Raw genomic sequence first — 17747 nt, forward strand, 5'->3', positions numbered from 1 at the left:
TTGGCTCTTTCTCCGGACAGGTCTTGTCGGCCTTCTTCGGGATCAAGGGGCAGAGCTGCGGGAGGGGATCCCCTCGACATGGGTGTGCAACACCTTGCCGCACAGGGTTTTCTCCAGCCAGGGAGTCGCTGGCGATCGGGAGTGGAGGGTGGCCGCAGAAACCGTCCAGGGGTGGGTGGGATCAAACAGCACCCAGTCGCTGTGGGGGGTGAGGGTGGGCGGATCTAGGTTTAGGCAGCGGGCCGGGTACAGGCTGAGGGCAGACCACAGTTGCAGCGCCGTCAGGGATCCCGTTTCTACCAAATGGTGCCACAGCAGCGGCAGAGCCAGCTCCAGGCCCATCGCCCCCGGCGGAGCATCGGCAAAGGGCAGGGTTTTCTCTTCATGGGTGTAGGGGTGGTGATCCGTAGCGATCCCCAGGCTGCCGGAACGGATCCCGGCGATCAGAGCCTCCCGGTCGCCGGCGCTGGGAAGAGGGGGCAGGAGACGAAGGTGGGGATCGTAGCGATGCTCAAGGACGGCCTCTTCGGACAAGATCAGGTGCATCCAAGTGGTGCTGGCGGTAACCGGCAGTCCTTCGGCTTGGGCCTGTTGGATCAGCTCCAGGCTGCGGGCTTGGCTCAGGCGCATAATATGCACAGGCGGAGGGGAAGGAACGCTCCTGATCACCTCCAAGAGACGGGCCAGAGCGGCAGTTTCGGCACTGGCAGGGATCCCTTTCAGCCCTAGGCGCAGCGCCCAGATCCCTTCGTAAAGGCTGCCTTGCCCGGCCAAGGTGGGATCCCAGGCCCAGAGCAGCAGGGGTTTCTTCCCCAGCCGCAAATACTCCAGAGCCCGCCGCAGCAGAGCCAGGGAGCGCAGCGGCTGAACTTCTGCAAAACCAACTGCTCCCGCTTGCGCCAGTTCTCCCCAGGGGGTTGGAGTTTCTCCTTGGCCACCCACGCTCAGGGCAGCCCAGGGCAGCCAGCGGGGATCCCCCAATTGGCGGGGGTAGCGGTTCAAGTGCTCCGGGCGATCCAGCACCGGAAAAAAGCCGCTTCCGGGAAGGGGGGTGGGCAGAAGCCCCACCTGGGTAAAGCCTCCCGCCAAAGCCGCTGCAGCCAAAGAGGTCAGAGTTTCCCGACTGTGGGCCAGAAAGTGCTCCGCACCGCTTACGCGACCGCTGCCAACCATCTCGCCGCTGTGGGCATACAGATCCAGCAAACCCGGCCCCACTACCCAACCTGAGCCATCGATGGTGGGGATGTCGGCAGGGATCCCTGCCGGCTCGGTGGCCCGCAGACGACCCTCCTGCAACCACACATCGGTTACTTCATCCCGCTGACGCCAAGGATCCAATAGGCGCACTCCCTGGAGATGCACATTTTGTCCTGTTAGTCGTCCTGTTAGCTCGCGGAGAGGGGATGAGCCCATCTTTACAAAGCTCCAGCGGTGGTGCAGTCCAAGATCTGGCCCGACAGATGGGTGGTGAGGTTCAACACCTTCAAAACCGGGGCACCCTCCTTGCCTTCTGGATAGTCGATCACCGTAATGGCGCCATTCCCCTGCTTGAAGATCCAAAAGGCTTGGGGGGAAAGGTCGAACAACTGACAGATGATCGCCTTGTTGATGGCATCGTGGGCAACAACAACCGCCGTGCCCTGAGGAAACTGGGCTGCGGTGATGGCCAAAAGCTCCTGCCAAGCGGAGCGAGTGCGCTCCCACACCTGGTGAAGGTTTTCCCCATTGGGCATCTGCACACTGGCGGGATCCCGTTGCCAGCGCTCCAGCTCGCCGGGGTATTCGGCTTCGACTTCGCTTTGCAGCTTGCCCTCCCAGTCGCCGTGGCAGATCTCTTGCAAGTCGGGCATTGGGCGCAAAATGAGGTTGCTGTGGTTGCTGCAGATGGCATCGGCTGTGGCCCAAGGGCGCTTCAGGGGGCTGGAGAAGGCCAGTTGCAGAGGTTGAGTGGCCAAAAATTCTGCCACCTTGGCTGCCTGTTCCTCCCCGGTGGCATTGAGGGGGATATCCCGCTGCCCTTGAAAACGGCGCTCTCGGTTCCATTGGGTTTCCCCATGCCGCACCAGCAAGATGCGCATCCCCTGCTTGCGCTTGGGCAGGGCTTGGCCGAGGTGAGCGGTGATGTTCAGAGATTCCAGTTGTGGCGGCCCCTGCAGGCCCTCGGGAAAATTGAGAACGCTGATGGCGCAGTTATCCTGCCCAAGGCGGTGATAGTGGTGTGGCCCCAGGCCGATGGCAGTGCTGACCAGGGCGCGATTGATGCCGCTGTGGCCCACGATGAGGATATTGAGGGGCTGCCTTGGGGAGGGATCCGCTCCATGGTTCCAGAGGCCTGCAGCCGATTGCAGATGCAGGGCCAGCATTTCCCAAAACCCCTGCGCCTGCTGCCAGAGCTCCCGCACCGGAAAGCGGCCCTCCAGCTCCAGGGTGTCGGGATGGTGCCGCCACAGATGGTAATCCTCGGGGTATTTCTCCTGCACCTCGGCAAAGGTCAGCCCTTCCCAGGCCGTCAGGTCGATCTCCCGCAGTTGATCGGTAACGTGCAGAGGGATCCCTTCTCGGTCTTTCAAAATGACGCGAGCTGTCTCGAGGGCGCGAGACAGGGGGCTGCAATAGGCGCAATCCAACGGGATCCCGGCCAGGGCCTCGGCTACACGCTGCGCCTGCCCTTCTCCAGTGGGGGTGAGCCGGGAGAGATCGGAGCGGCCTTGAATGCGATTTTCCAGGTTGAAGGTGCTCTCACCATGGCGCACGATCAAGATGCGCAGGGCAGGCTGGTCGCGGTAGCGGGACGGAGTCCTTGCCATCGCTTGCATGGACTTACTCATCGCAGTAGCGGGACGGAGTCCTTAGAACACCTTCTAGAGTACCGCCACTGGGCGGCGCTCGCCTTCGTCAATTCACCGGTTGGGCTGCCGACTGAGGCGTATTTGGGCTGGTCGCCGCTTGTGATGGGGGCATCTTTGGAGAATGGCCGCGCTGCGTTTCCGCTGGCAGAGGTTTTGGTTGAATGGACGTTGGCGAAGGGGGCCGGCTTGGTGCTCCTTGCCCTTGTTGTGGTGCTGTTGGCGCAGTTTTTCCCTCCACTGCTCCCTCAGGAGAGCCCCCTGCCACCGATAGAATCCGAGAAGACAAAGTGTAGGATCCCTGAAGGCGGATCCCTCTTGCCTGGACAAGCGCTGCCATGGTTTCTCCACAATTGGCTTGGGATCCCGGATCCCTGACCGAAAGCCCCAACCCGGCTACAGCCGAGATCGACCGTCTCAGCACCTGGGAACTGGTGAAACGGATCAACGCCGAGGATCGGCGGGTGCCGGAAGCGGTGGCTGCTCAAGCAGAGCCGATTGCCCAAGCCATCGATGCCATTGCCCAGCGGATGCGTCACGGCGGGCGGCTGATCTATATCGGGGCAGGAACCTCAGGTCGGCTGGGGGTGCTGGATGCGGCTGAGTGCCCGCCCACTTTTGGCACTTCCCCCGCACAGGTGGTGGCTTTGATCGCCGGGGGGGAAAAAGCCCTGACCCAGGCGGTAGAGGGTGCAGAGGACGACGCAGAAGCGGCTGCCCGCGCTCTGGAGAGTCTCCACCTCCAAGCTCAAGATAGTGTGGTGGGAATTGCTGCCAGCGGTCGTACCCCCTATGTGCTGGGTGGGATCCAAGCCGCCAGAAGTATTGGGGCGCTCACGATTGGCCTGGCCTGCAATCACCCTTCTCCTCTAACCGAGCAGGTGGACATTGCCATTGCCCCTTTGGTGGGGCCGGAGGTAATCCTCGGATCCACCCGCATGAAAGCCGGCACAGCCCAAAAGCTGGTGTTGAACACGATCTCCACCGGGGTGATGATCCGCTTGGGCAAGACCTATGGCAACCTGATGGTGGATCTCCAGGCCAGCAATGCCAAGCTCAAGCAGCGGGCGGAGCGAATGGTGGCCCTAGCCTGCGATCTGGATCCCGCCGCGGCTGCCCAATTGCTGCAGGCTTGTGATGGAGAGGTGAAAACCGCGATCCTTGTGGCCTTGCTGGGGTGCTCTGCTCAAGAGGCCCGTCAGCACTTGCAACAGGCCCAGGGCAACATTCGCCAGGTGCTTGATTCCGTTCTGGCGCAGCGGCGGTGACAATAGTTGAATGGCTTGTCCATGAGCGTTTGCGGCTACCTCTACACGCCTTCCCATGCTCCTTTGCCGGAACAGGAGTTGGCCTGGCTCCAGGGGCGAGGGGCCGATCCCATCCTGCACGATTGGGGATCCCGAACTCATTTGGAGGAGCTGTTCCGGCGCATCACAGCCGGCTGGGTGCAGGAAGTGCTGCTCTTGCGCCTGGCGGATCTGGGGGATCGGGCGGATGAAATCCACGAGCGGCTGCTGCAACTCCAACACTCCGGGATCCGCCTCAGCTTGGTCACCGAATCCGGCCTGCAAACCCCCACCAAGGCTGCCGATTGGATCCCGCTGCTGGCCGAGATCCCCCATCAGTTGCAAAGCCGCCGCCTCTGCTGCAGCCAAGCCCAAAACCGCCTGGCGGGCAAACCCCCCCCTGGCCCTGCCCCCTTTGGCTACCGCCGCGAAGGGGAACGCTACGTGCTGGATCGCCGGCAGGCCAGCATCGTTCAGGATTTTTTCCAGCACTTTCTCCTCTACGGATCCCTGCGCCGGGCGGTGCGCTTCTTGGAGGAAAAACACCACAAGCGGATTTCTGTGGCCACCGGACGCAACTGGCTGCTCAACCCGGTATACCGCGGGGATCTGGCCTATGCTGACGGCACCATCCTGCGGGATACTCACCCGGCCCTCCTCAGCCGTACGGAAGCCGCCCAGATCGATCGCTGGCTCAAACGCAACCAAGGGATCCCGCGTCGCAGCGCCAGTGCTCCCCGCGCTTTGGCCGGCCTGGTTCATTGCTGCGCTTGTGGCAGCCTTCTGCGCATTGTGCAAACCACCCCTCGCAAGGGGAAAAAGAACGGATCCCCCTACCTCTATCTGCGCTGCCAAACCTGTCGCTACAGCCTCCCCTACACCGAAGTCCTGCAGGAGGTGATCCGGCAGGTGTGCGAACAACTGCCCCAACGCGCCCAGACGCTGGATCGACAAGCCCTCACTCAAGCCCGCCAAGAGCTGCAAGCCCAAATCCAGGCCAATGCCGAGCGGCTGCGGCAATTGGAAGAGCTACAGCAATCTGGACTGATGGACGAAGCCTCTCTGGCCCAGCGTCGCTACCAGTTGCGAGCAGAGACGGCCCGCTTGGCCCAAAAGCTGGAGCAACTCCCCCCCGCCAACCTCACCCAGACCATCCAAACCCTCTCCATCCCGCCCTTCTGGCAAGACCTCAGCGAGACCGAACGGCGTGCCTACCTGCGGGAATTCCTGCGCAGGATCGAGGTGGATTCTGCAGGAGCGGTGCGAGTTACGTTTGCCTTTGATCCCTGAGAGCGAAGGGTTCTCCCCACCTTCCCCCCAGAATTGAGATCATTCTTGATTCTTTCTCGACTCAGCCCTGCCTCAGCGCCAAGCCAAGAGGACGGGATCAGCGCCATGGCATAGCTGAATCCTTCCCGATTTGGGTGAATTGTCATCTGGAATTGTTTTCTTTTGATCACTGATGAAAGTATATCTAAAACTAAAATCGGGAAAAACATCAAAAATCGACTTGAGAAGCCCTGGGAACTTTCTTAGGACCATTTGCAAGATCTGGGAACTTCTAGCTTTTTGAGGGATCCACCTTTATCCTTCGCAACAGTTCTCAGGGGGCGGGTTGGCTGCCGATAATGTCCCTTGTCTGCCCCATGGAGGAACGCGCTGTGAAATTGGCGGTTTACGGAAAAGGTGGGATCGGCAAATCCACCACCAGTTGCAACATCTCGGTGGCCTTGGCCAGGCGGGGCAAAAAGGTCTTGCAGATTGGCTGTGATCCCAAGCACGACAGCACCTTCACCCTGACCGGCTTTCTCATCCCCACCATCATCGACACCCTGGAAGCCAAGGGCTATCACCACGAAGACATCTACCCAGAAGATGTGATCTACCGCGGCTACGGCGGCGTGGACTGCGTGGAAGCGGGTGGGCCCCCGGCAGGGGCCGGCTGTGGCGGCTATGTGGTGGGGGAAACCGTCAAACTCCTGAAGGAGCTGAACGCCTTCGATGAGTACGATGTCATCCTCTTCGATGTGCTGGGGGATGTGGTGTGCGGCGGTTTTGCGGCTCCCCTCAACTACGCCGACTACTGCCTGATCGTAACCGACAACGGCTTTGATGCCCTGTTTGCCGCCAATCGGATTGCTGCCTCGGTGCGAGAAAAGGCCAAAACCCGCAAGCTGCGGTTGGCCGGGCTGATCGGCAATCGCACCAGTAAGCGGGATCTAATCGACAAATACGTCTCGGCAGTTCCCATGCCGGTTATCGAGGTGCTTCCCCTCATTGAAGATATTCGCGTCTCGCGGGTCAAGGGCAAGACCCTCTTCGAGATGGCGGAAACCGATCCCAGCCTGGAGCCTGTCTGCCAGTACTACCTGAACATCGCCGATGAGCTGCTGGCCCGTCCGGAAGGGATCGTGCCCCAACCTGCCGAAGATCGGGAGCTGTTTGCTTTGCTCTCCGACTTTTACAACACTCCAGCCCGCCAACTGGCCTTGGTGTAAGGGATCCCCTGCCAGCGGGGGCAGTGTGTCCAAAGATGAAGCCACTGTTTCGGAAGACTGTCGCAAACCTTATCAATTTGTTGTCCGATCCGCTTTCCCCTCCAAGATGGATCCTGCAGGGATCCCTGGGGATCCCGCTTTGGGAAGGAAATGGCACAGGAGTTGGATATGCAAGGACAAGAGCAACCCACCGTCGTGATTACCGGAGCTTCCTCGGGTGTTGGCCTATACTCAGCTTTGGCCTTGGCCAAGCGCGGCTGGCACGTGGTGATGGCCTGTCGGGATCTGGACAAAGCCTACCGGGTGGCCCAACAAGTGGGGATCCCCCAGGGCAGCTATACCCTGATGCAGATCGATCTGGCCAGCTTGGCCAGCGTGCGGCGGTTTGTCGAGCAGTTCCGCAACTGGGGCCGTTCCTTGGACGCCTTGGTCTGCAATGCCGCCATCTACATGCCCTTGCTCAAGCAGCCCTTGCGCAGCCCGGAAGGATATGAGCTGACCATGGCCACCAACCATCTGGGGCATTTCTTGCTCTGCCATTTGATGTTGGAGGATCTGAAACGCTCCACCTATCCGGATCGGCGGCTGGTGATCTTGGGCACGGTTACCCACAATCCCAAAGAGCTGGGGGGTAAGATCCCACCCCAACCCCACCTGGGGGATCTGCGGGGATTTGCCCAGGGCTTCAAGGATCCCATCAGCATGGCCGATGGCGGCAAATTCGATCCGGTGAAAGCCTACAAAGACAGCAAAGTCTGCAATATCCTCACCATGCGCGAGCTACACCGCCGCTTCCATGAGAGCACAGGCATCACGTTCCTCTCTCTCTATCCGGGGTGTGTAGCCACCACGGCTCTGTTCCGCCATCACTATCCCCTGTTTCAGAAACTTTTCCCCTGGTTCCAAAAAAACATCACGGGCGGATTTGTTTCTCAGGAATTGGCCGGAGAGCGGGTGGCCCAAGTGGTGGCCGATCCCGAGTTTCGTCGGTCGGGATTCTACTGGAGCTGGGGCAACCGGCAACGCAAGAATGCCAAGCCCTTTAACCAAGAAGTCTCTGACGAGGCAGCAGACGATGCCAAGGCCAAACTGCTTTGGGATCTCAGCGAAAAATTGGTGGGTGTGCCCCAGTTGGCGGCCCTTTAGCCCGAAATGTTCCCCTCTTTATATGTTGTTAGGAGACGAGCATGAATGCTGCTTTGGATAGTGCCAATGCCCTTAACTTTCAGTGCGAAACCGGCAACTACCATACCTTTTGCCCGATTAGTTGTGTAGCTTGGCTTTATCAAAAAATTGAAGACAGCTTCTTTTTGGTCATCGGCACCAAAACCTGTGGCTACTTTCTGCAAAACGCCATGGGGGTGATGATCTTTGCCGAGCCCCGCTATGCCATGGCGGAGCTGGAAGAGGGGGATATTAGCGCCAAGCTCAACGACTATGAGGAGCTGAAGCGGCTGTGCCTGCAAATTCAACGAGATCGCAATCCCAGCGTGATTGTCTGGATCGGCACCTGCACCACCGAGATCATCAAAATGGACCTGGAGGGCCTAGCCCAGAAGCTGGAGGGGGAGATTGGGATCCCGATTGTGGTGGCACGGGCCAATGGCCTAGACTACGCCTTTACCCAAGGGGAAGATACGGTTTTGGCCTCGATGGCTCAGCGCTGCCCAGAGCAGGTGCGGGCAGAGGAGCAGGAAACCCGCGGGGGTCTCCAGGCCCTTTTCTACGGGCTCCGCTCCGGAAAAAAGAAAGAGGAGGAAGGCTTCCACAAGCATCCCCCCTTGGTGATCTTCGGCTCGGTGCCCGATCCGGTGGTGACCCAACTCACCCTGGAGCTGAAAAAACACGGGATCCGCGTCTCCGGCTGGTTGCCGGCCAAACGCTATGGAGAGCTGCCAGTGATCGAGCCGGGCACCTATGTGGTGGGGGTGAATCCTTTCCTCAGCCGCACAGCCACCACGCTGGTACGCCGTAAAAAGGCTAAGCTCATCACCGCTCCTTTTCCCATCGGGCCGGATGGCACCCGCGCCTGGATAGAAGCCATTGCCCGCGAATTGGGGATCCCAACTCAAGGCTTGGCAGAGCGGGAAGCGGAAGTGTGGAACCATCCCCAGGTTCGGGATTATCGGGAGCTGCTGCGGGGCAAGAGCGTTTTCTTCATGGGCGATAACCTGCTGGAGATCTCGCTGGCCCGTTTCCTGGTGCGCTGCGGCATGACGGTGCAGGAAATCGGGATCCCTTACATGGACAAACGCTACCAAGCGGCTGAGCTGGCCCTCTTGGAGCGCACCTGCGAAGAGATGGGAGTGCCCAAGCCCACCATCGTAGAAAAGCCGGATAACTACAACCAAATCCAGCGCATCAAGGCCTTGCAGCCGGATCTGGTGATCACAGGTATGGCCCACGCCAACCCCCTAGAGGCACGGGGGATAACCACCAAGTGGTCGGTGGAGTTCACCTTCGCCCAGATCCACGGCTTCGGCAACACCCAGGCTCTGCTGGAGCTGGTGACCCGACCGCTGCGGCGCAATGCTGCCCTCAAAGGCTTGGGTTGGGAGCGGCTGGTGCGAGAAGAAGCCCCTGTCTAACCTTCCGGCTCCTCATTGTCAAACAGTAGACCGTCTAGGTGATCTGGCAGTTGCTGCCGGTCGATCCAGACCATGCCCGCCAGAATAGCTTCGGCCTCGTTTTGAAAGTAGCCGTAGGCTTTGGTGCCAATCTCCGACTCGCAAGAGCCATCTTGCTGGAGCAGTCGGCAGCGAAAGATAAACCCCTTCTCTGTAGCTTGGGTGGTGATGCTGATACATTTACGCTGAACACTGCTGAACATCACTGTTCAACTATGCAGCGATAGCATTCTGTTTGTTTCCATTCGCGTCAGCGGGACGGAGTCCGAACAGAATGGCGGTATCCCGCAAAGCTTTGAGTAGAATACCCAAAGCGCAGTTTCCGTGTCGTCTTACTACCAATTTTCTGCTTTGCTTTGGCTACCATGTTGGCAGACTCGAAAGTAAACAGAAAGATCAACTGGTAGTAATCCGTACTGAACATATTATACATTATTTTCAGTATAGTTGAGCTTATTATTGACTAGAGTCATGCTCCAGTTGCGGTGGATGTGCTCGGCCATAGCAGGGATCCCGGCTCGCGAGGGGGTAATTGTCAACTCAGAGGGTGCTCAACACCTCTCGCGCGGCGGCTAGAGTTTTCTCCACATCGGCCTCTGTGTGGGCCAGGGAGGTGAAGCCGGCCTCAAATTGCGAGGGCGCCAGATAGACTCCCCGCTCCAACATGCCGCGATGGAAGCGGGCAAATTTCTGCAGATCGGAAGTCTTGGCCTCTTCGTAGTTGCGCACCGGGCCGGCAGTAAAAAAGAAGCCAAACATGCCGGGCAGATAGCCCCCGCACATCTCATGCCCCGTTTCCCGCGCGATCTGCAATAGCCCCGTCGCCAACTTCTCGGTAATCCGCTCCAGATACTCGTAGGTGCCCGGGCGGCGCAAAATGTCCAGTGTCTGGATCCCTGCTGTCATGGCCAGGGGGTTGCCGGAAAGAGTCCCTGCCTGATACATCGGCCCCGCTGGAGCCACCATTTCCATAATTTCTCGCCGACCGCCGTAGGCCCCCACCGGCAGGCCGCCGCCGATGACCTTGCCCAGGGTCGTTAAATCGGGGATGACCCCAAACTTGGCCTGTACACCGCCATAGCTGATGCGAAAGCCGGTCATCACCTCGTCAAATACCAGCAGGGCCCCGTACTTTTGGGTGAGATCTCGCAAGCCTTCCAAGAAGCCCGGCTGGGGGGGAATAAAGCCGGCATTGCCCACCACCGGCTCTAGGATGACTCCGGCAATGGAGTCGGGGTGCTGTTCAAACAGGGCCTTGACTGCCTCCAGGTCGTTGTAGGGAGCCGTCAGCGTAGCGCTGGTAGCTGCCTTGGGCACCCCCGGCGAGTCTGGCAAGCCCAGCGTGGCCACCCCCGAACCGGCTTTCACCAAAAACATGTCCGCATGGCCGTGGTAGCAGCCCTCAAACTTGATCACCTTTTCCCGACCGGTATAGGCCCGCATCAGGCGCAGCACCGCCATGCAAGCTTCGGTGCCGGAATTGACAAAGCGCACCATCTCCACACTGGGCACCGCCTCAATGACCCGCTCCGCCAGCTCATTTTCCAGAACGCAAGGGGCGCCGAAGCTGGTGCCTTTCTCCAAAGCTCGGCGCAGAGCCTCAATGACCTCGGGGTGAGCGTGGCCAACAATCGCCGGCCCCCAACTGCCGATGTAGTCGATGTATTGGTTGCCGTCCACATCCCAGGCGTAGGCCCCTGAGACACGGTCGAACACGACGGGATCCCCGCCCACCGACTTGAAGGCGCGCACCGGAGAACTAACCCCCCCCGGCATGAGACTTTGTGCCCGGGCAAAAATCTGTTTGGAGCGGGCGGTGTTAAACGAAGTGGAGTGGAGAGTGCTGGTCATAGAGCAGGAGCTTTCAACGCATTACCAAGGCTAGCAAGCAAGGGAGCTTTCTGGTGAGCCCTTTTACGGACCCTGAACCTACAAACCCATCCCTGCCAGTGTGTCGATCACCTGCTCCAGGATCAGGGTGAGGTTGGGATGGGAGGTCTCGAACAGGCCCAGCGCCTCTCCAATGCGATCTCTATGCCCTTGGCTCGGTTTGCTCTCGGTCGGGGATCCCAGCTCGGCCAGCACCGCTTCCACTTCCTGGCGAATGGTGGCAATTTGCTGTCGCTGCTTTTCATCCAAGCCAGGGGTTTTTTGCAGCTCAACATCCAGATCGCGCAGCAGTTGTCGCAGTTTCGATTCGGCCATTCTGTAAAGAGACCTTAACGACTTGAGAACCGATTGAGTTTTGACCACCCTGCCTCAATCATACGGTCTGATGGGTTGAAGCAGGGATCCCTCTATCTAGGGTCTAAGAGCGGGTAAGCGGCGAAGGTTAACTTTTGCAGCCGGGGATCCCAGCATTGGAGCAACTCCCATAGGATGGGCAGTAGCCTTGCTGTCTAACCCCATGTCTGAGCTGGCATTGGCCCTAGTAGGGGCGGCGGTTGCTGCTGCCCTTTTCGTTGGGATTTTCGTCTGGGAACAAAGACGCAGCCAAGAGCTGCTGCAGCGGTGGGCGGCAAAGCATGGCTACTCCATTTTGAGCCAGGAGGCGCGGTATTGGCGGCTGGGGCCTTTTTCTGGGAGCACTTCCAAGTATCAACGGGTGTTCCACGTGTGGATACGGGATCCGTGGGGGCAAGAACGCACCGGCTGGGTGAGGTTAGGGAACTGGTGGCTGGGGCTTTTGTCGGATCAGGCTGAGGAGCGGTGGGAGTAGGCTGGGATTGAACCACAGAAGGGGAAAGCAATGAACGGGATCAGGGGTTGGAAAGGGCTGAAGGGGGTGGCGTGGCTGGGCCTGGTACTGGCGGTGGCCCTGTTGGGTTGGAACGCAATCGCTGGAGGCGGAGCGATGGCCAGTCCCGCTGAGGGATCCCGAATGTTGACGGTTACAGGGCAGGGATCGGTCTCCGTAGAGCATGACTCTAGTCAATAATAAGCTCAACTATACTGAAAATAATATATAATATGTTCAGTACGGATTACTACCAGTTGATCTTTCTGTTTACTTTCGAGTCTGCCAACATGGTAGCCAAAGCAAAGCAGAAAATTGGTAGTAAGACGACACGGAAACTGCGCTTTGGGTATTCTACTCAAAGCTTTGCGGGATACCGCCATTCTGGTTGGAAACAAACAGAATGCTATCGCTGCATAGTTGAACAGTGATGTTCAGCAGTGTTCAGCGTAAATGTATCAGAACTCCATTGCCCTCATTCGCTTAGGGGTAGTCATTCAAGGGGAGACGGCGCAATCGGTACAACAACAGGTGGCAGAACGCTCAGAGCGGCTGGTCAATCGCCTCAAGGAGCTGCAAGTAGGCGCTCTACAAACCACCGGCATTTCCCTCTACCCGCAATACGACTATCGGGATGGCCAACCTCGCCTAACGGGTGTACAGGGGCAAAACAGTCTGCAATTCGAGGTGCCTGTGGCCAGAGCTGGGCAAGTGCTGGACGAAGCTGTGGCCGCCGGAGCCACCCAGGTGGAATCGGTCAGTTTCCGGGCCGACGATGCCACCCTGTTGGAGGCGCGCAGCCGCGCCCTAACCCAAGCCGTGAAAGATGCCCAACATCAAGCCCAGGATGTGCTGGGGGCCTTGAACCTGAGCATCCGTTCCGTCGAGCGCATCCAGATTCAGAGCGATGGCTACATGATCCCGCCGCCGATCCCCTTTGCCCGCGCCGACTATGCCCGTCTAGAAACGGCATCCACACCGGTGGAGGGGGGACAGCAAACCATGCGCGCCCAAGTCACCCTCGAGCTCCGTTACTAAGCCTCTGCTCTGTTGCTGGAATGATTCACAAATGTTCACCGCATGGATTTCAGCTCTCCCGCCAAAAGATTCCTACTCAGGGCAAGCCTTGGACAGCAACAGACACCGGCTCCGCAATGATCTGTCAATAATCCAATTACTTGGTTATGGTCATTCCAAACTAGATTGAGACACTCCCCAGGCGTTCCGCACTGCTGCCCAAGCGCTCCGCGCTGCTTCTGGAAACCACCCTCACATCCAACCCCTCCCCCAGAAGGAGTCAGCCCTCACCCCCAACCCCTCTCCCTCTGGGAGAGGGGAGTTGGGAAGCGATGCAACAGAAATGTTTCATTCCTGTTTATTTAAATGACTATAATTTAACCAACTCGGCAAAGTTGAAGCGGCTGCTGTTTGCTACCGCATTAGAATAACGATGGAAAGTTGCGGGTAGTTTGCTTTCCCGGATTTTCTCGCCATCCTGCCTCAGTTTGTCTATGGATCCCAGACCGGAGAGCGCTAGTGCAGCTCCTGCGCCTGAGAAGGCGAAACTCGTCTCTGGCAGAAGTCAAGACGGCAGTCTGCAAGCCCGTGTACTGATTGTGGATGATAGCTACATGGTGGCAGAGATGCTGTCCAACTTTTTGGGCAAGCAGGGCTGCAGTATTTCTTATGCTTTGGATGGCCTCTCCGCGCTGGAGCAAATTCGCCGCCAACCCCCAGATCTGATCATTGCCGATTGGGTCATGCCCTCCCTGAACGGCCTAGACCTGTGCCGTCAACTGCGGCAACTGCCGGAATATGCTTGGGTGTACTACATCATTATGACTGCCCGCGAGGGCAACGATAGCATGGAGCGGGCTTTGGAGGCAGGCGCCGATGAGTTTCTCTCCAAACCCTTTCAGGCTGCAGAGCTGCTGACGCGGGTGCGGGCAGGGCTGCGCATTGTAGAAAGTCGCCGCCAGCAATATCTGCTCAAAACCGGGCAAAAATCTCCTCCCTCTCCCCCCAAGTCGATTGGTTTGGAGGTGGGTAGCCGTCAAGATTTGGTGGCTCGTTTGCCGCTGCGGGTGGCCCAGGCCCGTGCCCAATCCGAACCCCTCAGCTTGTTTGTGCTGCGCTTGGCCAACCTCGGTTCTCTGGCACAAGGGCTGGATGCTGACGGTCGGGCTGATCTGCTCAAACTGTTTAGGGAGCGTTTGGCCAATAACCTGCGCGATGGAGACGACCTGTTTTGCTACGACGAGGGGCAGTTTATCATTCTGCTGCCGGGGAGCACCTTGGCTGCTGCGCAAATGGCTGCCGAACGCTGCTGTCAGCGGATGATTCAGGATCCCTTTGTGGTGAATGGGCGGGCGCTGCCGGTACAGCTCCAGTTTGGAGCGGCCAGCCTCATGGACAGCGATGACCCCAAGGGGGTGGCTCTGTTGCGTCGGGCTGCCCAGGCTATGCGAGATAGCAGGAATGTGCACAGCTCGGTGGTGACTGCTCCCCATCCCATCCCAGTTTCCGACCGCGTCAGCGGAACGGAGTCCTCAGAGCTGCTGAAACGCCTGCAGCGTCTGGAAAAAGAAAACGCCGAACTGCGCCGAGAGCTGGAGACTCGCCTCAGGCAGATTGAGGATCTCCGCCAACACCATCAAGAGCTCAGCCAAAAAATGCAGGCTTCTGCACCGGAACTGTCCACAGCGGGATCCCTGGCCCATAGACCCTTCCGCTTGCGGCGGCGAAAACTCCGGCAGCTTTGTCTGAAGCGTCAACTGAGCCGCAGAAGACCGCGCCTGGCTTTGGGACGGCTGAGCAGGTAGTGATGGGCTGAGCGAACGACGGGAGAGACACAAAGGAGGTGCCAAAGGCCATGGCGAGCATTCTTTCGAGCATTCTTTAGGGTCAAATGGCCGGATCTGGGAGCTGGAGACCGGCAGGAAGATGGTTCCTAAATAACATTGAGCTCATCTTGACGGCGGTAGGAATAGGGGTGATTCTGCTAAGTGGTTTTGTGGCCAGCCGCAGCGCTTTTTCGCTAGAAACGGCAACGGCGGTCAGCGCCACTCTGGTAGGGGTCGTCTACGGGATCCTCTTTTGGCTGTTGCGACGGCGGCAGAGACAGGTGAGGCGGGAGGCAATCGGGCAAATTCGGGAAATGCTAGAAGATTTGGGCAAAAACCGCCTGCAAACCATCAAGATGAGCTTATACATGGTGCAGATCCATCAACCGGAGCAGGAAGAGCGAACCCGAAAAAGCTTTGACCGCGTTTATCAGATCCTGGCGGAGATGAGCACCTTGATCGACCACATTTCGGAAGAATCGTTGGCCGACTGGCGCCATCGCTACCGGCAGACTCTGCAGCGGGTTGAGTCGGAGTCTCAGTAGTTTTTAAATCGTCTTTAAATCTTGAGTGGCTTAAGGGATCCCTTGAGGAGTTGGCTGAGCCAATGGACGGTCGGATTTCGGGAAGCACCCAATTGCTCGGTCTAATCGGGGATCCGGTGGCCCACAGCTTATCCCCAGCCATGCACAATGCTGCTTTGGCGGCTATGGGGGAAAACTATTGCTATGTGCCGTTTCCGGTGGCTCCAAAACACTTGGCGGCGGCGGTGGCAGGGCTGGCGGCCATTGGGGTGCGGGGGTTTAATGTGACGATTCCTCACAAACAGGCCATTCTCCCTTTGCTCGATCAGATTGAATCGCGGGCAGCAGCGGTGGGGGCGGTGAATACGGTTTACCCCTTGCCAGAGGGCGGGTGGGCGGGCACCAATACCGATATCGATGGCTTTGTGCAGCCTTTGCTGGGTCTGGAAAAAGGGATCCCCACCCTCATTCTGGGATCCGGGGGGGCAGCGCGGGCGGCCATCCAGGGCTGTTTGGAGTTGGGGCTGGGGCCGGTGCGGGTGGCGGGGCGATCCCCCAACTCATTGCTGGCCTTGCAACAGACCTGGCCTCAGGTGGAGACGGTGAACTGGGCGGAGTTGAATTGCTACCTGTCTCAGACGCGGCTTTTGGTCAACACCACCCCCGTGGGCATGCACAAGCCGGGATCCCCTGGCGGTCAGGAGCTCTCTCCCCTGAGCCGGGAGCAACTGGGCCTGCTGTCTCCGGGTGCCATCGTGTACGACCTGATCTATGTGCCGGATCCCACTCCTCTGCTGCGGATGGCCGCCGAGTTGGGACATACCCCCATCAGTGGACTAGAGATGCTGGTTCACCAGGGGGCCAAGGCTCTATCGCTTTGGCTGGGAGGCAAGCCTGTGCCAGTAGAGGTGATGCGGCAGGCAGCTCAACACCAGTTGGCCCAGGTTTAGGGTCACTCCAGGCCAGTTGGAAGCCCTCTCTCAAGGTGTAATGAGATAACAACAACTACCGGGCTAGCAATCCAAGGTTGTTTCCCGCTCCCAGGGCGTGATCTGACGGTTGTATTCCTGCCACTGTTGGCGTTTGAGCTTGAGGTAGGCATTCACAAAGGGATCCCCAAGCCTGCTACGGAACAGGGTGTTTTGGTCTAAATGGTTGAGGGCTTCGACCAAAGAGCCGGGCAACGTTTGGGCATTGGGGAGGGGATCCGTGTAGGTGTTGTTGTCGCAGCGGGGGCCAGGATCCCGTTGGTGTTGGATCCCGTCTAGACCGGCGGCAATGAGACCGGCAGCCAAAAGGTAGGGATTGGCAGCAGCATCGGCCAAACGCAGTTCAAACCGCCCGGCATCCGGGATCCGAATGGCGTGGGTGCGATTATTGCCGCTGTAGCTGATCGTATTGGGAGACCAGGTGGCCCCAGAGAGCGTGACGGGGGCATTGAGGCGGCGATAAGAATTGACCGTCAGGTTGGTGAGGGCACACAAAGCAGGTGCATGGTGTAGCACCCCGCCGATGAAGTGATAGGCCAGTTGAGAAAGCCCCAATTCCCCTTGGGGATCGGCGAATAGGTTTTGCTCCCCCTGCCAAAGAGAAATATGGGTGTGGCAGCCGTTGCCCGTCAGATGGGCAAAGGGTTTGGGCATGAAGGTAGCTCGATAGCCATGCTTTTCGGCAATGCTTTTCACCATGTATTTGAAAAAGGCGTGGCGATCAGCCGTAACTAGGGCATCGTCAAACCGCCAGTTCATTTCAAATTGGCCGTTGGCATCTTCGTGATCGTTTTGGTAGGGATCCCAGCCCAGCTTCTGCATGCCATCGCAGATGTCTCGGATCACCGAGAAACGCCGCATCAAACTTTGCTGGTCATAGCAGGGCTTGGCCTGCCGATCCCGCTCATCGGAAATGGCCCACTCTTCTGGCGACAGAAGCATGAACTCGCATTCGATCCCCGTCTTGACTTGAAAGCCCATGGCTTCTGCTTGGGACAACACCTGCTTCAATACCCAGCGGGGGGTTTGTGGCAAGGGATCCCCGTTGACCTGAATTAGATCGGCAGGCATCCAGGCCACTTCCGGCTGCCAGGGCAGTTGAAACAAGCGCTCGCGCTCCGGCTGGGCAAAAACATCGGGATCCGCTGGAGTCAAGTCCAACCAGGCGGCAAACCCGGCAAATCCAGCCTGACCCTCTGCCATGAAGTCGATAGCTGAGGCAGGCACCAGCTTGGCCCGTTGGATCCCAAGCAGGTCGGTAAAAGAGAGCAGAAAGTAGCCGATCCCTTGGGCGCGGGCAATTTCAGCTAGAAATCGCAGGAGCCCCGCACTGTACCCGTAGGGTCAGTGTCGGGAGGAATGCGGAAGTTATGATAGAACCATGACCCAAGTCCTGA

Annotated in this window: 17 protein-coding genes; 11 read left to right on the forward strand and 6 right to left on the reverse strand. The window is 58.7% G+C overall.

Going from position 1 to position 17747, the window contains the following annotated elements; genetic code table 11:
• Positions 1-42: 42 nt before the first annotated feature.
• Both ACVW0C_RS07070 and ACVW0C_RS07075 read right to left on the reverse strand, forming a co-directional pair.
• Positions 43-1413 carry a dihydroorotase gene (locus tag ACVW0C_RS07070; protein ID WP_457384744.1) on the reverse strand — a complete coding sequence of 457 codons (1371 nt, stop codon included), beginning with the start codon at positions 1411-1413 and terminating at the stop codon, positions 43-45.
• A 2-nt stretch (positions 1414-1415) separates the two neighbouring features.
• On the reverse strand, positions 1416-2816 hold the full coding sequence (locus tag ACVW0C_RS07075; RefSeq protein ID WP_457384745.1) for a histidine phosphatase family protein: 1401 nt from the start codon (positions 2814-2816) through the stop codon (positions 1416-1418).
• Positions 2817-3184: 368 nt separating this feature from the next.
• On the opposite strand from ACVW0C_RS07075, the gene murQ reads away from it, so the two are divergent.
• From murQ to ACVW0C_RS07100, 5 genes are all read left to right on the forward strand, one after another.
• Entirely contained in the window at positions 3185-4114 is a 930-nt protein-coding gene (murQ, locus tag ACVW0C_RS07080; RefSeq protein ID WP_457384746.1) for an N-acetylmuramic acid 6-phosphate etherase, read from the forward strand.
• A gap of 21 nt (positions 4115-4135) precedes the next feature.
• A complete protein-coding gene (locus ACVW0C_RS07085) occupies positions 4136-5422 on the forward strand; it encodes a recombinase family protein (RefSeq protein ID WP_457384747.1) in 1287 nt (428 codons plus the stop codon).
• 371 nt (positions 5423-5793) lie between these two features.
• On the forward strand, positions 5794-6630 hold the full coding sequence (gene bchL, locus ACVW0C_RS07090) for a ferredoxin:protochlorophyllide reductase (ATP-dependent) iron-sulfur ATP-binding protein (RefSeq protein WP_041437180.1): 837 nt from the start codon (positions 5794-5796) through the stop codon (positions 6628-6630).
• A 168-nt stretch (positions 6631-6798) separates the two neighbouring features.
• On the forward strand, positions 6799-7776 hold the full coding sequence (locus ACVW0C_RS07095; protein ID WP_457384748.1) for a protochlorophyllide reductase: 978 nt from the start codon (positions 6799-6801) through the stop codon (positions 7774-7776).
• 41 nt (positions 7777-7817) lie between these two features.
• A complete protein-coding gene (locus ACVW0C_RS07100) occupies positions 7818-9218 on the forward strand; it encodes a ferredoxin:protochlorophyllide reductase (ATP-dependent) subunit N (protein WP_457384749.1) in 1401 nt (466 codons plus the stop codon).
• On the opposite strand, the gene ACVW0C_RS07105 is transcribed toward ACVW0C_RS07100, so the two are convergent.
• The 3 genes from ACVW0C_RS07105 to ACVW0C_RS07115 all read right to left on the reverse strand — a co-directional run bounded on the left by ACVW0C_RS07105 (position 9215) and on the right by ACVW0C_RS07115 (position 11462).
• The gene (locus tag ACVW0C_RS07105; RefSeq protein ID WP_414330709.1) at positions 9215-9460 is read right to left on the reverse strand and encodes a hypothetical protein; all 246 of its coding nucleotides are present in this window, start codon (positions 9458-9460) and stop codon (positions 9215-9217) included. The genes ACVW0C_RS07100 and ACVW0C_RS07105 overlap by 4 nt on opposite strands.
• A 337-nt stretch (positions 9461-9797) precedes the next feature.
• Complete coding sequence (gene hemL / locus ACVW0C_RS07110) at positions 9798-11108, reverse strand: glutamate-1-semialdehyde 2,1-aminomutase (RefSeq protein WP_414399924.1); 1311 nt, start codon at positions 11106-11108, stop codon at positions 9798-9800.
• Positions 11109-11186: 78 nt separating this feature from the next.
• Complete coding sequence (locus ACVW0C_RS07115) at positions 11187-11462, reverse strand: DUF4404 family protein (protein WP_457384750.1); 276 nt, start codon at positions 11460-11462, stop codon at positions 11187-11189.
• Positions 11463-11664: 202 nt separating this feature from the next.
• On the opposite strand from ACVW0C_RS07115, the gene ACVW0C_RS07120 reads away from it, so the two are divergent.
• The 6 genes from ACVW0C_RS07120 (at position 11665) to ACVW0C_RS07145 (ending at position 16311) form a co-directional block, all read left to right on the forward strand.
• The gene (locus ACVW0C_RS07120; protein ID WP_457384751.1) at positions 11665-11976 is read left to right on the forward strand and encodes a hypothetical protein; all 312 of its coding nucleotides are present in this window, start codon (positions 11665-11667) and stop codon (positions 11974-11976) included.
• Between the two features lie 30 nt (positions 11977-12006).
• Positions 12007-12195 (forward strand): hypothetical protein, encoded by a 189-nt coding sequence (locus ACVW0C_RS07125; protein WP_457384752.1) that lies wholly within the window; start codon positions 12007-12009, stop codon positions 12193-12195.
• A 252-nt stretch (positions 12196-12447) separates the two neighbouring features.
• On the forward strand, positions 12448-13032 hold the full coding sequence (locus ACVW0C_RS07130) for an SIMPL domain-containing protein (protein ID WP_457384753.1): 585 nt from the start codon (positions 12448-12450) through the stop codon (positions 13030-13032).
• A gap of 605 nt (positions 13033-13637) precedes the next feature.
• A complete protein-coding gene (locus ACVW0C_RS07135) occupies positions 13638-14816 on the forward strand; it encodes a response regulator (RefSeq protein WP_457384754.1) in 1179 nt (392 codons plus the stop codon).
• Between the two features lie 149 nt (positions 14817-14965).
• Complete coding sequence (locus tag ACVW0C_RS07140; RefSeq protein ID WP_457384755.1) at positions 14966-15382, forward strand: hypothetical protein; 417 nt, start codon at positions 14966-14968, stop codon at positions 15380-15382.
• 62 nt (positions 15383-15444) lie between these two features.
• Positions 15445-16311, forward strand: coding sequence for a shikimate dehydrogenase (locus tag ACVW0C_RS07145; protein WP_414356614.1), 867 nt, complete (start codon positions 15445-15447; stop codon positions 16309-16311).
• A 63-nt stretch (positions 16312-16374) separates the two neighbouring features.
• Here ACVW0C_RS07145 and glnT read toward each other — a convergent pair whose 3' ends face one another.
• Positions 16375-17670, reverse strand: a complete 1296-nt coding sequence (gene glnT / locus ACVW0C_RS07150) for a type III glutamate--ammonia ligase (RefSeq protein ID WP_457384756.1) — start codon at positions 17668-17670, stop codon at positions 16375-16377.
• Positions 17671-17747: the final 77 nt, after the last annotated feature.

This window comes from Thermostichus sp. OS-CIW-26, assembly GCF_054058395.1.

What these genes read in the sequence shown, in the direction of transcription:
- ACVW0C_RS07070 (WP_457384744.1), bottom strand. Translation starts at nt 1,413, where the DNA reads ATGGGCTCATCCCCTCTCCGCGAGCTAACAGGACGACTAACAGGACAA.
- ACVW0C_RS07075 (WP_457384745.1), bottom strand. Translation starts at nt 2,816, where the DNA reads ATGCAAGCGATGGCAAGGACTCCGTCCCGCTACCGCGACCAGCCTGCC.
- murQ (WP_457384746.1), top strand. Translation starts at nt 3,185, where the DNA reads ATGGTTTCTCCACAATTGGCTTGGGATCCCGGATCCCTGACCGAAAGC.
- ACVW0C_RS07085 (WP_457384747.1), top strand. Translation starts at nt 4,136, where the DNA reads ATGAGCGTTTGCGGCTACCTCTACACGCCTTCCCATGCTCCTTTGCCG.
- ACVW0C_RS07095 (WP_457384748.1), top strand. Translation starts at nt 6,799, where the DNA reads ATGCAAGGACAAGAGCAACCCACCGTCGTGATTACCGGAGCTTCCTCG.
- ACVW0C_RS07100 (WP_457384749.1), top strand. Translation starts at nt 7,818, where the DNA reads ATGAATGCTGCTTTGGATAGTGCCAATGCCCTTAACTTTCAGTGCGAA.
- ACVW0C_RS07105 (WP_414330709.1), bottom strand. Translation starts at nt 9,460, where the DNA reads ATGTTCAGCAGTGTTCAGCGTAAATGTATCAGCATCACCACCCAAGCT.
- hemL (WP_414399924.1), bottom strand. Translation starts at nt 11,108, where the DNA reads ATGACCAGCACTCTCCACTCCACTTCGTTTAACACCGCCCGCTCCAAA.
- ACVW0C_RS07115 (WP_457384750.1), bottom strand. Translation starts at nt 11,462, where the DNA reads ATGGCCGAATCGAAACTGCGACAACTGCTGCGCGATCTGGATGTTGAG.
- ACVW0C_RS07120 (WP_457384751.1), top strand. Translation starts at nt 11,665, where the DNA reads ATGTCTGAGCTGGCATTGGCCCTAGTAGGGGCGGCGGTTGCTGCTGCC.
- ACVW0C_RS07125 (WP_457384752.1), top strand. Translation starts at nt 12,007, where the DNA reads ATGAACGGGATCAGGGGTTGGAAAGGGCTGAAGGGGGTGGCGTGGCTG.
- ACVW0C_RS07130 (WP_457384753.1), top strand. Translation starts at nt 12,448, where the DNA reads ATGTATCAGAACTCCATTGCCCTCATTCGCTTAGGGGTAGTCATTCAA.
- ACVW0C_RS07135 (WP_457384754.1), top strand. Translation starts at nt 13,638, where the DNA reads ATGCTGTCCAACTTTTTGGGCAAGCAGGGCTGCAGTATTTCTTATGCT.
- ACVW0C_RS07145 (WP_414356614.1), top strand. Translation starts at nt 15,445, where the DNA reads ATGGACGGTCGGATTTCGGGAAGCACCCAATTGCTCGGTCTAATCGGG.